The sequence below is a fragment of the Arthrobacter sp. G.S.26 genome (assembly GCF_050847375.1).
In the GTDB taxonomy this organism is placed as follows: Bacteria; Actinomycetota; Actinomycetes; order Actinomycetales; family Micrococcaceae; genus Arthrobacter.
In genome coordinates, this window is the sequence record NZ_CP193752.1 from 3,253,679 (window position 1) to 3,268,262 (window position 14,584).

The following is a 14,584-nucleotide window of genomic DNA, read 5'->3' on the forward strand; positions in this document are numbered from 1 at the left end:
GTCAGTTCTCCCACTGGAGGTCATCAACGGCGTCGAGGATGCGGTCCACGCCGGGCAGGTAATAGTGCTCCAGCTTCGGAGCGGGGTAAGGAACGTCGAATCCGGTTACCCGTCGGATGGGCGCGGCCAGGTGGTGGAAACAGCGTTCCTGGACCCGCGCCACAATTTCGGAGGACACGGAGGCGAAACCGTGGGCTTCGGCAATCACCACGGCACGGCCGGTTTTGCGGACGGACGCGCTGACGGTCTCGTCGTCGAACGGGACAATCGAGCGGACGTCGATGACCTCGAGGGACCTCCCTTCCAGTGCAGCAGCTTCGGCGGCGGCAAGAGCGGTTGGGACCGAGGGGCCGTAGGCGATCAATGTCGCGTCTGTGCCTGGGCGGGCGACGGCGGCACGCCCCTCCGATGAGGTGCCGGCGGCCGTGTTGGCCTTGTGCTGGGAGCGGAGGTCGGCCAGGTCAACGGTGTCCTTGGTCCAGTACATCTTCTTGGGTTCCATGAAGATGACGGGGTCATCCGAGTCGATGGCTTCGCGAAGCATCGTGTAGCCGTCCGCAACCGTGGCCGGGGTGTAAACCTTCAAGCCGGCGGTGTGGGCGTAGTACGCCTCGGAGGAGTCACAGTGGTGCTCCACTCCCCCGATGCCTCCGCCGTACGGGATGCGGATCACCAAAGGCAGCTTCACCGCACCCTTCGTACGGTTGTGCATCTTGGCCACGTGGCTGATGATCTGCTCAAACGCCGGGTAGGCAAACGCGTCAAACTGCATCTCGATCACCGGGCGCATCCCGTTGATCGCCATACCCACGGCCATGCCAACGATGCCTGATTCGGCAAGCGGAGTATCGAAGCACCGCTGCTCGCCGAACGTGGCGGTGAGCCCATCCGTGATGCGGAAGACGCCGCCCAGCATTCCCACGTCCTCGCCAAAAACCAGAACAGAGGCCTCTGCATGCATGGCATCGGACAGCGCGGTGTTGAGGGCCTTGGCCATGGTGACGGGCTGCGGACCGGCGGCTTCTGCAGAGGCAGCAGCGGACGCAGCTGCCCGGGCCGTTGCGACGCTGACGTTGCCATTGGCCTCGGATGATGTGGTTATGGTGGGGCTCACTTGCCTGCCTCCTGGTCTGCGGAGTTCAGGGCTGCAGCGTCCCGGGCGAGTTCGTCCGCGAGCATAGCCGACTGCTCCTTCAGCTGCTGGGTTTGCCGGGCGAACACGTGGCGGAAGAGTTCCTGCGGGTCCACGGGCACGTCCTCGCTGAGGCCTTCCCGCAGTTGCGAGGCAACAGCCTCCGCGTGTTCGCGGATCCGGGCCTCGCCGTCGTCGTCCAGCAGGCCGCGGTCTGTGAGGTAAGCGCGCATCCGGTTCACCGGGTCCTTGGCCCGCCACTCGGCAACCTCGCTGCTTTCGCGGTAGCGGGTGTCGTCGTCGGCGTTGGTGTGGGCCTGCATCCGATAGGTGTTGGCTTCCACCAGCAGTGGGCCGGAGCCTTCACGGGCGAGCTTCACGGCGCGGTCAAGGACGGCTAGGAGTGCAACCACATCGTTTCCGTCCACGCGTTCGCCGGCCATACCGTAGCCAACGGCCTTGTGCGCAAGAGACGGCGCCACAGACTGGTGGGCCAGCGGCACGGAGATGGCGTACTTATTGTTCTGGACAAAGAAAATGACGGGCAGGTGGAAGACTGCGGCGAAGTTAAGCGCCTCATGGAAGTCGCCTTCACTGGTGGCGCCGTCGCCGCACATGGCCAGCACCACGGTGTCCTCGCCCCGCAGTTTTGCGGCATGCGCCACGCCCACCCCGTGCAGGAGCTGCGTGGTCAGTGGCGTGCACTGGATGCCCACGTTGTGCTGGAGCGGATCGTACCCACTGTGCCAGTCACCCCGGAAGATGGTCATCACCTGAACGGGATCCACGCCACGGGTCATCACGGCGACGGCGTCGCGGTAAGTCGGGAACATCCAGTCACTCTTGGAGAGACACAGGGCAGCCGCCACCTGGCAGGCCTCCTGGCCGTGGCTGGACGGGTAGACGGCCATCCGGCCCTGCCGGACAAGGGCAGAGTTCTGGTCGTTGACCCGGCGTCCGACGACGAGATGCTCGTACGCAGCCAACAGTTCGTCATCGCCGGGAACAGGGTACTCATGCCCGGGTTCGGCACCCTGTTCCGCCCGGGACTTGAGCCTGCCGTCCGGGTCCACCATCTCGATCTGGTGCCGTGCCGGAAGCATGTAGTCCTCGGCGGTGATGCCGAACTTCGTAACTGCCTCTGTGAGGGCATCCTCGACCGCTGCAGTCCGGTCCTGGTCCTGTGCCGTGTAGTTCGCGGAGATCGTCATCGGTTCCGTCCTTCTGTTGCCACTATTCCTTCCCAGTATTGACCTTGGGGAGGTTTCGTATCCAGCATCTTGGGAAACCCTGGAGAAGCCGCACGAATCTGCCTAGGATGAAAGACGTATTGCAATTGTGAGCCAGGTTACTGACGGGGTGCGTGGACAAATTGGCAGCGAAGGACGAGGGGACGGAACCCGTTCCCCTGGATGAGATCGACCAGAAGATAATTTCGGAACTGACCCGGGACGGCCGGATGTCCGTGACCCAAGTGGCGGAGAACGTCCACATTTCCCGTGCTCATGCGTACACGCGGATCGGCCGGCTCACGTCCGAGGGGGTGCTCTCCAGGTTCACGGCACTCGTGGACCCAATCAAAGCCGGGCTGCGGTCGTCTGCCTACGTGACGCTGAAGTTGAAGCAGGATTCGTGGCGGGAACTCCGGGACCTGCTGGCAGCCATCCCGGAGGTGCACCACGTAGCCCTCGTGGGCGGCGACTTCGATGTGATCCTTCTGGTCCGCGCCGTGGACAATATCGACTTGCGCCGGGTGATTTTCGACCAACTGCAATCCATGCCGGGGGTGCTGGACACGCAGACGTTCCTGGTGTTCGAGGACGTTGATACCCGGTAACTTCGAATACTGCGCAACCGGGATTCGGTTCGTCAGAAACGGCCTGAGCTTACGAACTGGGTAACGGGCGCGATAGACGAACATCGCGTTCACTTTCCACGCGGGTGAGGGAGAGGTGCCAGCACCGTTTCGCCGACGCATCCACGATCGCCAAGAATATTCCTTTGCCGCACCGGGTCTCGGCACTTGCATGGGTTCCGCCAGCGGAGCGGCGAGGGCGGGCAGGTGGATCAGTCATATCGGGTCGCAGCACAGAAGGACACCACGGTGCCCGTCAACAGAGGTTGGCCAAGAGAATCTGCCTACCGCACCACCGCATATTTTGCCGCCAAATCATGACCGCGGACCCATTCGCGCAGGAAGGCAGGGTGGTCGGAGTAGCTGGCAGCGAGAGCCGTCAACGTTGGACACGGGGCGCCCTTGCAGAGACAGGTCGCAGGCTCAATGGGAAATCTTGGGTCCTCATCCGAGTAGGTAAGAGCAGAATGCAGCGCAAGAATTTTTCGTTTCGCTACGCACTCGGCAAGTACTCTTGCAACCGCCCATCGCGCTGTGGGGCTTTGAGCGGGGCTCGTATCAGCGGTCAAGTTGGCCCTCGCCTCATCCTCAGCGATGCGCGCTTCTAGGAACTCTGAGATTGTCATGCTGCCTCCGTCGTCGTGGTTTGCGCCTCTGGGGCAGAGTCACGCTCTCACAAGACTCTGACGCCGCAAGCTCCCATGAGTACATCGGATATCTCCGTCCGGCACACGAGTAGTCGGTACTCGATTTGAATTCCCGGCTCCCTCCCCTGCTACTTAGAACACCTACAAGAACCATCAATACGATGCACTAAGAGTTGGGTGGATCAATCGAAAAGTAGCCGTAGGGCTCTGCTCGCCGCTCCCGGGCTCCGATAAGTGCATGCTTCTGCGAATATTGGCGGTATTTACGTTGCTTGCATTCCAACCGGATTCCGCGCCATGAGATAAATCCTGCGCCGGCCATTCGGCCTGCCGCCTGGCTACGTATCCAGCCTTGGCCGTTGGGCTGTTGCGTGAAATCTTAACGTGCCGGACAGTATCTCGTGGCTGGCGGGAACGAGACCCCGGCGGCTGCCGACGAATGATGGAACTTCTGTCGCGCAAGGGTAAAAAGTGTCCGTCTCCGACTGAGCTGGTTTTCCGTATTTCTATCGCAATAAGGCCGCGACGACCGCTATGGTGCGTCTATTTTCTTATGCCATATCTAGTCTTGCGGTGCCGACGGGCGCTGCCAGAAACTCCAAATCGTGCTCGCGGAACTATATGCAAGTTCAATCTGTCCGTTCAGCATTATGCCCTTGTGAACGACCGAGAACAGCCCTCGCATGTTTCCGCCTGCCCAACAAGGTGGAATCCCACGGTGGGATCACTCGTCAAGAACTTCTTCTGCGTCACCGGAAAATATTAGCCGCAAATAACTGAGTATGGATCAGTTGTTCTAGGTGGCGTGGCTCATATGAAGCGCGTATCCACCACCGTGGTTTAGCAAATTTTCTGCAGCTAACTTCTGGAGACAACGATTTTCTGCGTTTGAAAGGCTCGAATGTCTCCCCTGCGAACACACAACAACGTCTGGCGATGCGATACCTCAGCTGCCCAGGCCGGCAACAAGGCCCTCTTACCTTCCGACGAAGTGAGCTGAACCATGAATGGTGAGATTAATCGCGAAATCGAAGCCGTCAGTACCTCAACATCTCAACCTAGTGCGGCTCTCAAGCGTCGACGTATTCTAAGATTTGGGGCAGCACTGACTGCGCTCACCGGAGCATCCGCCATTTCGACCATCAGCGCCCACGCGGTTGAAGATACAATCCCACCAACTGCATACGTTCCAGTGACGGAAAAGGGGGCACCAAAGGGCGTAGCAACCCTAGACGAGAAGTCGAGAGTCCCTCGCGCTCTCCTTCCCGACCTTTCAGCAACCTACGGCAGAGCGTCAGCCGCAGAAGTGTTTGCGGCAAGCTTCGGGACAGTCGGGGATGGAAAAACAGATGACACAGTCCCGCTCCGTGCTGCTCTTGCCGCGTCTGCAGGCAAGACTCTTGTGATCACACAAATGCACCGGCTCACAAAGTCCCTCTGCCCATCCACAGCGTTACCTACGAACATAGTCTTCCGGGCCGGCGCCGGCCTGATCATCGGGGCCGATGTAGTTGCACTGGCCCACCAAGGGACCGCTGGGCTTCCAGTCGCCATTACCGCGGGCTCCACAGCCGGTTCTCCAACGATTACGGTGGCTGAGGCCTCTCCCTTTGCCCTCGGCGCTCACATAGTACTCAAGTCCGCCGACACGCATCCGGGCGCCGCCAACATTTCGTACCGCGGCATGCTCGCTCGGATAACCGCTAAAGCCGGCAATGTACTGACCCTCGACACAGTGGTATATCGTGACATGCCCAGCAACCCACAGGCCGTTCCTGTGACACTCGCCCCGCGAGTGTCGATAGACGGCGGGGAGTTCACGCATACCAGCCCCATCGGGGTCACCGGCTATAAATCTGCGCTGTTCACCTTCACACTCTCACTAGGCCCCACCATCACTGGAATCGATGCCCACAATCTAGGTGGTCCGTGCCTTCTGGCTTCCCACGTCGACGGTGGTTCATTTTCCGGCAATCTAGCCGACCTAAACAACGACCCTGATAACGGCCACTTCGGATACGGCGTGAATCTGGGCGGCACTACTCGTTACTTTCGCGTCATCTCTGGGACAGCACGGAGGGTCCGCCACGGATTTACTACAGGGAATGGAGCAGGACCCGCAGTCGTATACAGCGTTGGCGATCCCTTCCGAAATCACGTCTCCTCGAACTTCCTTGTTACTGAAGGCAAGGACGCCGGCCTCGATACTCACGCACAGGGTTGGGGCAATGTCCTAGAACCCAACGTGGACGGTTGCCGTATCGGTATCCAAGACCGCGCCCAATTCACGGTATTCAGGGGCGGGGTCGTGTCCGGCGCAACTTCTTATGGGGCAAATATCTCTACCGAAGCCAAAGGAACGCTCATTGACGGAACAAACTTCATCAATACACCCGCCACAGCAGTATCCGTTATTAGAGCAGCGTCTTCGACAGGTGTCCTTAAGGACGTCTACATCCCGGCGCCGCCCAACCCAGTACCTACTGTTTCGGGGACGGGTCAAGTGGAGATTCGCGGTTCCTCGTATGTCCCCGGGTATAACTTCAGCAGGCCAGGAACGTTCGGCCTCCTGGGAAAGCGCGCTATCGCGATCACGGCCACAACAGATGTTAAGGACGTAATGGTGGGACTGCTCGGTCTCCCACCTGGGGGTTCTACCCCCCTGAATCTCAATGGCGGCGTGCTGACAACAGGCAGAGTTGAGGTCACGGATGCCGCCGGCGGGATCGTACTAAAATCGCCAAACGGTACACGCTACCGAATTACAGTCGCAAATGGTGGAGCCCTAACTGCCACTAAGATCTAAATATTCTTGATTGTCGATGCTTGACCGAATCTCGTCAAATATGAGAGAAGTTAAACGGCCTCAAGCCCAGACGCTTAGCCATGATCGGCACGACGATTCGCCTACATATCGACGGGAAATCGGAGGGGAGGACTTCACGTCATCCCCCCTGAGCGTCAAGAGAACCAAGGTTTTGCTGAAGTGCGGTAAGCCTCAAGCAGCCGAGCGGTGCGTATGCCTGGCCCAGAGCGGCGAACGAAACGACCGAGTCCTGGCTCAGGAACGAGCGAGGATAAGCACGATGGCGTCCTAAGCGAGGGTCGGACCTTACTCGCAGCGAGGACCTTCCGCAGCCTCCGATATCGGCACGGGGACATCCTTTAACCCGACTGAGAGAGTACCTCGCATCCGCTCCGGCAGGGGTGTCGCCAGCGGCGCGACGCCAGGCGCACTCCGCACCAGCACCTAGCAGAACTACGAACTACGCTACGCCCTAGGCACTTCGACGGGGCACCGATGTTCGTGCAGGAGTTCGAGCACATCAAGTTCCTGAACGCAAGTTGGATAATAGTGGCAACACGTATTCGAAGCCCCAATTAGAGCTGACAAAGCGCGATTCCTGTTTCTCCAAAGAACAGAAAGAGCCACCTACAGATGACCTCTCGTCGGCACCCGTCCATGTTTGGGCACCGAGTGATATACGGCTTGAGTTAACCTAAACGAAACGAAGCAGCTCTATGATTCGATTAGCGTCACACGCGGTACAAGAGACGCGATATCGACATCACGCTGAACAAAGATTTGGAAAGACCGCACCTGACACTGCCCCGGCGCCCTTGGTGACTTGCGCGTGGCCTTTCTTTACTAGACGGGAGGGCATTGAAACCAGACCAGAAGAATCTTGTCAGTGAAGCACATAACTTCGCATCCTGGGTTACCTTCACTCCGTCCGATGAGGCGTTGCGGTCAGCAGTCGAGCGCGCAGGACGCAGGTTGTAACAAGCACATATGCCGGCGATCGCCACCGTATACTAGTCGCAGTCACGGGGACTCAGCATCGTCCGCGCGTTAACGCGCACTATATTTTGGTCTCATTCCAGTAACACGGGGGAAAATTGAAAATAGCAGTACTTGGCCTTGGTTACGTGGGCTGCGTCACCGCAGCATGTCTCGCAGAAGCGGGAAACACCGTTATTGGTGTGGATCCTGCCCCCTCCAAAGTAGCCGCGATCAATAACGGAAAGACACCAATCGTCGAACCTGGTCTCGCGGAACTTCTGGCTAACGCACACGCCAATAAACGCATCACTGCAAGCACAGACGTTTCTGTGGTCAAGGACGTTGATGTTGCCATTGTGTGCGTGGGCACCCCGTCGGCCGAAACCGGCGAGTTGGATTTGAAGTATGTCGAAACGGTTGCAGCAGAGATCGGCCGAGACCTCGGAGATCGAGACACTCCTCTCACCATCATGCTGCGGAGCACTGTTTTGCCAGGCACGACGGCTCTTAGTTTTATACCCTGGATTGAAAAATCCTCCGGGCTTACAGAAGGCCGCGACTTCTTCGTAGCCTTCTGCCCCGAGTTTCTGCGGGAGTCAACGGCCATCTCGGACTTTTACAATCCGCCCTTCACTGTCATCGGTGTTGAGTCGCCAATAGCGGCCGAGAAACCCACTGAGCTTCTGAGCTTCCTCGCAACGCCGGCCGAGGTGGTGACTTCGGGCGTAGCCGAAGCACTCAAGTACGCATCGAATGCATTCCACGCAGTGAAAGTGGTTTTTGCCAACGAGATCGCCCGCGCCTGCACGGTCTCGGATGTTGATGCCCGTGCGGTAATGCAATTGTTTGTGCAGGACAGAGAACTTAATATCTCCCACCGATACCTGCGCCCGGGGTTTGCTTTTGGCGGTTCCTGCCTCCCCAAAGATGTTAAGGCATTGCAGCACTACTCTAAGAGCCGCGGTCTGAATCTTCCGATGATCGACAGCCTTACGGTCTCAAATGAGGTACACATCCAGCGTGTCGTTGGCATGGTAAAAGCATCCGGGGCAAAAACAGTTGCACAAGTTGGCCTCACTTTTAAGCCGGCTACTGACGATATGCGTGAGAGTCCCTTTGTGAAAGTTGCGGCCAAGTTGGTAGAAATGGGTATCGAAGTCCGCGCCTACGACCCGATCATCGACGTGGAAAAATTGATGGGCGCGAATCAGCACTTCGTACAATCCGTTCTTCCCGACCTTGAGTCCATGCTGGTGGAAAATCTCGAAGATGCGCTGGTTGGCGCGGATTTGGTGCTCTTAGGTACGAATGCAGCTGACGTCTGCGAAACCGTACTTTCCGGCCCCGCCGTGCCCGTTGTTGACCTTTCAGGATCGCTACCAAAACGAGTCGAGGATTCACTGCGGATGCGTGAAACGTCTTCGGCACTGATCAGCTCCTACATTGGAGCAGCCTGGTGACTTCACCTCTTGTCTTGGTACTGGTCCAGAACCTTCCACTCCCAGGAGATCGTCGTGTCTGGCTGGAATGCAAATCCCTTCGAGACAAGGGCTATCGAGTAGCCGCGATCACTCCTGCCGCAGCTGGCGACCCGGCCTACGAGGAGTATCAAGGCGTACACCTGCACAAATATGCGCCACCAGGTGCAACCTCAGGCTTGTGGAGTTTCATTTGGGAGTTTATCTACTGCTGGATACAAACATTCCTAATCACCCTCAAAGTATGGAAGAAACATGGAAAACCGGCCGTTATTCAGTCCTGCAACCCACCTGACACATTCTTCTTAATTGGATTATTGCTCAAACCTTTCGGCGTCAAGTTTATATTTGATCAGCATGATCTTAACCCTGAGGTGTACGAGTCCCGATTCGGAAAGCGCGGATTCTTCCATTGGGCCCTTGGTATTCTAGAAAAGCTTACCTATTCGACAGCAGTCGAGACAATCGTCACCAATGAGTCATACGCAGAAATAGCTCGCTCGCGCGGCGGTGTTGCCGCGCACAAAGTCACAGTTGTAAGAACCGGTCCGGACACCAACGTACTTACACCGCAGCCGCCCAATCAGAACTTGAAACGAGGACGGCCCTACCTCGCGCACTTCCACGGTGTAATGGGACCGCAAGACGGCGTCGATCTCGTCATCGATACAATTCATTATGTAACGACTGTGCGAAATAGGACTGACGTTTCCTTTTCCGTGCTAGGTAAAGGAGACGAGTGGGAGAGACTCAGCTCTAAAGTCAAAGAGATGAAACTTGAAGACTTCGTCTATATGCCCGGGCGAGTCACTGACAGCGAACTCTTCGAATACCTGAGTACAGCGGACGTCGGTCTAAGCGCTGACCCTCCGGGTCCACTGAACAACGTCAGCACGATGAATAAGACCATGGAATATATGGCCTTTGGCATGCCAGTCCTGGCTTTCAACTTGAAAGAAACACGCTTCAGCGCTCAAGAGTCAGCCGTCTACGTGGAGAATCCGACGCCCGAAGCCTATGGCGATGAACTTCTCCGCATATTGGATGACGCGGATTTGCGCAGTCGGCTCGGAGCCGCTGGTCGAGAGCGAGCGACTAAAGTGCTGGACTGGAAATTCCAAGCACAGCAATACCTCGCCGTATTCGAGCGTGTCGCGGGCCTCCCTCGGCCACAGGACAGGATCACGCTGGGGGCGAACGAATCTAAGAGTGCATCCAAATGAGCCACTCAACAGTGAAGGAAAAGACTCACTCCTTGACTAGTGGGCATCGCTTCGCGCATGTCGACGCAATGCGCGCCTTCGCGGTGCTTTTGGTTGTCTTGGCCCACGCTGGTCTTGGGGACCTCATCCCTGGCGGAAGCGGTGTCACGATATTCTTCGCCATTTCAGGTTTCATCATCACGACTCTGCTGTTGAAGGAGAAAGCTAAGTCAGGCGGTTTTGACCTAAAGGGTTTTTACACAAGAAGGCTCCTCAAGATTTTCCCGCCTTTCTTAGTCGTCGTTGCAATACCGACCGCCATATTTGCATTCTTCCAGGAAGTTCGTTGGGATTTCTTTGCCTCCCAAGCTTTTTTTTACTTCAATTGGATATACATGACGAACGGAGATGCCGGCCTTCTTCCAGGATCTGGCGTTGTATGGAGCCTATCAATCGAAGAACAGTTCTATATCGGTTTTGCACTAGTCTGGATTGCAACTATTCAATCTAAGTACTACATACAGATTCTCACTGGACTTGCGATTCTCGGTTCCATTCTGCCATTATTAATTCGAATCTTTATATCTTTTGTCGATTTTTCTCATGCTCGCATTTATTACGGAACTGACACGCGATTAGATGCAATTGCTATTGGGATCCTCGCGGCCATTGTCTACTATAAATTTGGCAATCCCCTTGACAAGGGGACTCTCTCAGTGAAGATTAAATCATCTCTAGGACGAGATGCAACACTAATTATTGCTCTTTCCTTGTACTTCGGATCTCTAGTCGTCAGGGATGAGGTATTTCGAGAAACACTTAGATACTCTATGCAAGCGGTGGCAGCGGCTTTGGTAATTCTCTATGGCTTGCTGCGTCCTCAGCGCGTAACTGTACTCAGTAAGTCATTCTATTTGCTTGCTAATCTTCGACTGGTACAGATTATCGGCTTGGCTAGTTACAGCATCTACCTTGTTCATCTTCAGATAACCACCCTGACCGAAACTTTGTTGCCAGATAACATGGGCCCGCTGCTCGTCGCTGTGAACAGCGTTCTCGGTGTACTCGCCGGCTGCTTAATCTGGTGGATAATAGAAAAGCCCGCCGAACGACTCAAGAAAAGGCTATTTCCATCTCCAAAAGCAATGACTCAATAATTTCAATGCCAAAAACGGGACAGCGTTTGCCGATAATGACTCTTACAGCCGTGATAGTGGTATTCCGCAATGACATGTATCAAGTTTCTCAATTGGCTGCCACGCTCGTCAAAGCAGGCAAGTCTGCCGGCTATGAGACCGATGCCATATTAGTGATCAATGATGCTAGCTGCACAGACGAACTGTCCGAACATGAAGTTATTCAGGGTCACGGCAACGTTGGCTTCGCCCGGGGTGTTCGCATGGGCGTCGATGCCGCCTCGTCCGACTTTATTGCCATAATCAATCCAGATATCGAACCGGACTTGGTTCAGTTCACGCGAATGTTCGCTGGAATGGTACGTGGTCGTGCCATCTCAGCACCGGTTCTTGTAGATACGGCCGGTAGAATCGAGTACGAGACTTACGAAGACTGGGTATTTACCATCGGCCGCCGCGCGGCGGCCCGGGTTTGCAAGCAGTTCCTGTTGCACTCCGAAAAGACTGATTTAGTTCCGTTCACGAAAATATGCGGCGCATTCATCGTTCTTGAGCGCAGCATTGCCCTCGAACTTGAAGGCCCATTCGACACTGACTTCTTCTTGTATGGCGAAGATCGAGACTTGAGCAGGAGGGCAAGGAACCGAGGTATCGCCTTGAAGCTTCGGCGAGACGTTCGAGTCATCCACGTCGGGGGCGTCAGCGGCAGTTCTGCTGCCGAGCTTGTCATGCGCGCCAAAGCTGATAGCGCGCTGAGGATCGCCAACCGGAAGTACGGGAAACTGGGTGTTCTCGCAATGTGCGTCGATTTGCTAGCCGAAGCTGCAATTAAGTCACCAGTTGCCGGGGGTGCGGCATTCTCCGCAAGATTGTGGGCGATCAAGCGTTGGCTCGCGCAGCCTGGAGAACCGGCCACCCTCGACTCCTCAATACTCACCTCTTAACTGCTCAAACGGATTTAAGGAATATTGTGACAAAACGGGTCTTGGTACTTTGGGCCGACAATCATTCGGCCAATTTAGGTGTGCGCGTTCTCGCACAGGGAATGGCCGAACTTGCGCGCCGCGCGTGGGGCAATTCAACCATCATTGATTACCAAGACTACGGGCCCGGCGAGTCCGGCGTCTCCTTCGGAACCCGGTCCATCCTTCGTGACATAGGGCGTCGGAACGGGCCGATCAAGAATCGGCTCCGCAATTACGACGTCATCCTACACACTGGAGCCGGTGATAGTTTTGCTGATATCTACGGTCTTAAACGGCTCTCATTCATGGTCTACACCCACTTCGTCGCGCGCCGAATGCAGATTCCCATAGTTATGGGACCGCAGACAATTGGACCGTTCACCTCGGCAGTAGGACGGCTTGCGGCACGACGGATGCTCAGGGAGTCAAGAGTGGTGATTACTCGCGATACGGAGAGCGCGTCCTATTCCGCATCGCTAGGACGCCCGGTGGATGCACTAGCGACGGATGTAGTCTTCGCATTGCCCTTGGTTGAGACGGAAACGACGCGGGACGTTGTTCTCAATGTTTCCGGCTTACTCTGGTTTGGCAACGAACACGTCGGCTTTGAAAGCTACAGGGCATCCATTCGGAAGCTGGTCGCACTCCTTGAAGCTGATGGACGCGTAGTTTCTTTCTTGGCCCATGTAGTCAACCGTCCCAGCGTAGTTGACGATGCGGCAGCGATTCGTGAATTCGTGGCTGCTGATGCCCTGACAAACGAGGTGCTGATCCCCGAATCTCTTGCGCACGTCCGTGAGTACGTAGGCTCCGCTCAGCTTGTCATAGGCTCTAGAATGCACGCCTGCCTGAACGCCCTTTCAAGTGGAACACCTGCCATACCTTGGGCTTATTCACGTAAATTCGCTCCGCTGCTCTCGGACATTGGCTGGGACGTGTCCGTGGACCTCAAGAAAACAGCCGATCCGGCCAGCACGACTATGAACTTGATCAATACGACGACAGACTGCCAGTGGCAGGCGAACGTACAGACAGTTCTGACCCAAGCAGCAGGACGCTTAGATATTGCTGTTGAAGCTCTTAAAGCAGATTCACCCGTAGCAGTATGAGCAAAAGTCTCCGCCAGGCTGTCGGGAAAGTCGTTCAAAATGGCAACTGCACGGGATGCGGTGGTTGTGCGCTGCTTTCCTCGGACATCCAGATGGTAATTGATTCTGCCGGGTTCATGCGACCAAAGTTTAACCAAAGTGATGACCACGATAATGGTCCAGGCACTACGAAGATTTTCCGGAGGATGTGCCCTGGTCTGTCTGTATCTGAACGACCTGATCCGACGCTTTCCCACCATCCTACTTTCGGGAAGTTCGTCTCAGCGTGGGAGGGCTGGGCCACCGACGAAGTTGTCCGCAGATCTGGCAGTAGCGCTGGAGTGCTGACGGCGATGTCGGGATGGCTGATCGACACGAAACAAACAGGTCGAGTCATCGGGAGCGCTCGGGATCAAGTGAAACCCAGCCGAACCGTGCCTGTGATAATTATGTCGCGCGAGGAAGCGCTCAGGTCAGCCGGCTCACGCTATGCGCCCGTATCCAACCTGCCGCTTCTGCAGTCGGATGCGGCTGAGAACGCATTCGTCGGAAAACCCTGCGAGGCATCTGCTGCAAAGCAACTCTTCGACGCGAATGAAGTGCCAGACGAGTCCAGGCCCGTGCTCTTATCTTTTTTCTGTGCAGGCACACCCAGCCAAGCTGCCACCGAAGATCTTGTGCGCAAATTGGGCGTCGAAGTGGAACAAGTGAGCACGCTGGACTACCGGGGAGACGGTTGGCCCGGCGAATTCAGGATTGGACTTAACGATGGGACCAATCGTTCGATGTCTTATCACGAATCCTGGGGCGGACACCTCGGGCGGAACCTGCAGTGGCGATGCAAGTTATGCGTTGATGGAACTGGGGGCCACGCCGACATCGCGGTCGGCGACTACTGGCACGCCGATGCGAATGGCTTTCCCGTCTTTTCCGACGCTGAAGGCACATCTGCAGTAATAGCTCGTACAGTTCGCGGTGAGAGACTACTACAGGAGGCTGCAGCCGCGGGTGTCGTGAGGCTACGTCCTTTGGATCTCGCTAAAGTCGCTGCGGTGCAACCCTTACAGGTGACCCGGAAGAACACCTTGCTTGGCCGGCTCATCGGGCGCCGACTGGCCGGAAAATCTGTACCGAAATATCGTGGGTATTTCTTATTCCGCCTTGGGATGATTGATCCATTTAATTCCCTAAAGTCAATTGCGGGGACATACCGAAGGACAGTCAGCCGAATGGGACCTAATCGATGACGTCTAGTCTAACCAAATACGTGCCGGCTAAACACTCGCGTAGTGTTACC

General features: G+C 56.3%; 11 protein-coding genes. 8 read left to right on the top strand and 3 right to left on the bottom strand.

Translation table 11 applies throughout. The features are described from left to right. Position 1: 1 nt before the first annotated feature. Positions 2–1,114: an alpha-ketoacid dehydrogenase subunit beta gene (locus ACRB8A_RS14965; RefSeq protein ID WP_432244997.1), complete on the bottom strand. Its 1,113-nt coding sequence runs from the start codon at positions 1,112–1,114 to the stop codon at positions 2–4. After that, on the bottom strand, positions 1,111–2,343 hold the full coding sequence (gene pdhA / locus ACRB8A_RS14970; protein WP_432244998.1) for a pyruvate dehydrogenase (acetyl-transferring) E1 component subunit alpha: 1,233 nt from the start codon (positions 2,341–2,343) through the stop codon (positions 1,111–1,113). Before pdhA ends, ACRB8A_RS14965 begins: the two co-directional genes overlap by 4 nt. A 161-nt stretch (positions 2,344–2,504) precedes the next feature. Here pdhA and ACRB8A_RS14975 point away from each other — a divergent pair, with 161 nt between their 5' ends. Then, positions 2,505–2,969 carry an Lrp/AsnC family transcriptional regulator gene (locus ACRB8A_RS14975; RefSeq protein ID WP_432246049.1) on the top strand — a complete coding sequence of 155 codons (465 nt, stop codon included), beginning with the start codon at positions 2,505–2,507 and terminating at the stop codon, positions 2,967–2,969. A 302-nt stretch (positions 2,970–3,271) separates the two neighbouring features. Here the strand turns inward: ACRB8A_RS14975 and ACRB8A_RS14980 are convergent, their stop codons facing one another. Beyond that, positions 3,272–3,613 (bottom strand): DUF6221 family protein, encoded by a 342-nt coding sequence (locus ACRB8A_RS14980; protein ID WP_432244999.1) that lies wholly within the window; start codon positions 3,611–3,613, stop codon positions 3,272–3,274. A gap of 1,024 nt (positions 3,614–4,637) precedes the next feature. On the opposite strand from ACRB8A_RS14980, the gene ACRB8A_RS14985 reads away from it, so the two are divergent. The 7 genes from ACRB8A_RS14985 (at position 4,638) to ACRB8A_RS15015 (ending at position 14,534) form a co-directional block, all read left to right on the top strand. Further along, a complete protein-coding gene (locus tag ACRB8A_RS14985; RefSeq protein WP_432245000.1) occupies positions 4,638–6,440 on the top strand; it encodes a hypothetical protein in 1,803 nt (600 codons plus the stop codon). Between the two features lie 1,094 nt (positions 6,441–7,534). Continuing rightward, on the top strand, positions 7,535–8,878 hold the full coding sequence (locus ACRB8A_RS14990; protein WP_432245001.1) for a nucleotide sugar dehydrogenase: 1,344 nt from the start codon (positions 7,535–7,537) through the stop codon (positions 8,876–8,878). Continuing rightward, positions 8,875–10,119, top strand: a complete 1,245-nt coding sequence (locus tag ACRB8A_RS14995) for a glycosyltransferase family 4 protein (protein WP_432245002.1) — start codon at positions 8,875–8,877, stop codon at positions 10,117–10,119. Before ACRB8A_RS14990 ends, ACRB8A_RS14995 begins: the two co-directional genes overlap by 4 nt. Next, positions 10,116–11,255: an acyltransferase family protein gene (locus tag ACRB8A_RS15000; RefSeq protein ID WP_432245003.1), complete on the top strand. Its 1,140-nt coding sequence runs from the start codon at positions 10,116–10,118 to the stop codon at positions 11,253–11,255. Before ACRB8A_RS14995 ends, ACRB8A_RS15000 begins: the two co-directional genes overlap by 4 nt. Before the next feature lie 35 nt (positions 11,256–11,290). Then, positions 11,291–12,178 carry a glycosyltransferase family 2 protein gene (locus ACRB8A_RS15005; RefSeq protein WP_432245004.1) on the top strand — a complete coding sequence of 296 codons (888 nt, stop codon included), beginning with the start codon at positions 11,291–11,293 and terminating at the stop codon, positions 12,176–12,178. A 26-nt stretch (positions 12,179–12,204) separates the two neighbouring features. Next, positions 12,205–13,308 (top strand): polysaccharide pyruvyl transferase family protein, encoded by a 1,104-nt coding sequence (locus ACRB8A_RS15010; RefSeq protein WP_432245005.1) that lies wholly within the window; start codon positions 12,205–12,207, stop codon positions 13,306–13,308. A 185-nt stretch (positions 13,309–13,493) separates the two neighbouring features. Further along, entirely contained in the window at positions 13,494–14,534 is a 1,041-nt protein-coding gene (locus ACRB8A_RS15015; protein WP_432246050.1) for a Coenzyme F420 hydrogenase/dehydrogenase, beta subunit C-terminal domain, read from the top strand. Positions 14,535–14,584 lie beyond the last annotated feature (50 nt).

Excerpts from the sequence above, each read along its gene's own strand:
- pdhA (WP_432244998.1), bottom strand. The coding sequence starts at position 2,343 with ATGACGATCTCCGCGAACTACACGGCACAGGACCAGGACCGGACTGCA.
- ACRB8A_RS14980 (WP_432244999.1), bottom strand. The coding sequence starts at position 3,613 with ATGACAATCTCAGAGTTCCTAGAAGCGCGCATCGCTGAGGATGAGGCG.
- ACRB8A_RS14985 (WP_432245000.1), top strand. The coding sequence starts at position 4,638 with ATGAATGGTGAGATTAATCGCGAAATCGAAGCCGTCAGTACCTCAACA.
- ACRB8A_RS15000 (WP_432245003.1), top strand. The coding sequence starts at position 10,116 with ATGAGCCACTCAACAGTGAAGGAAAAGACTCACTCCTTGACTAGTGGG.
- ACRB8A_RS15005 (WP_432245004.1), top strand. The coding sequence starts at position 11,291 with ATGACTCTTACAGCCGTGATAGTGGTATTCCGCAATGACATGTATCAA.
- ACRB8A_RS15015 (WP_432246050.1), top strand. The coding sequence starts at position 13,494 with ATGTGCCCTGGTCTGTCTGTATCTGAACGACCTGATCCGACGCTTTCC.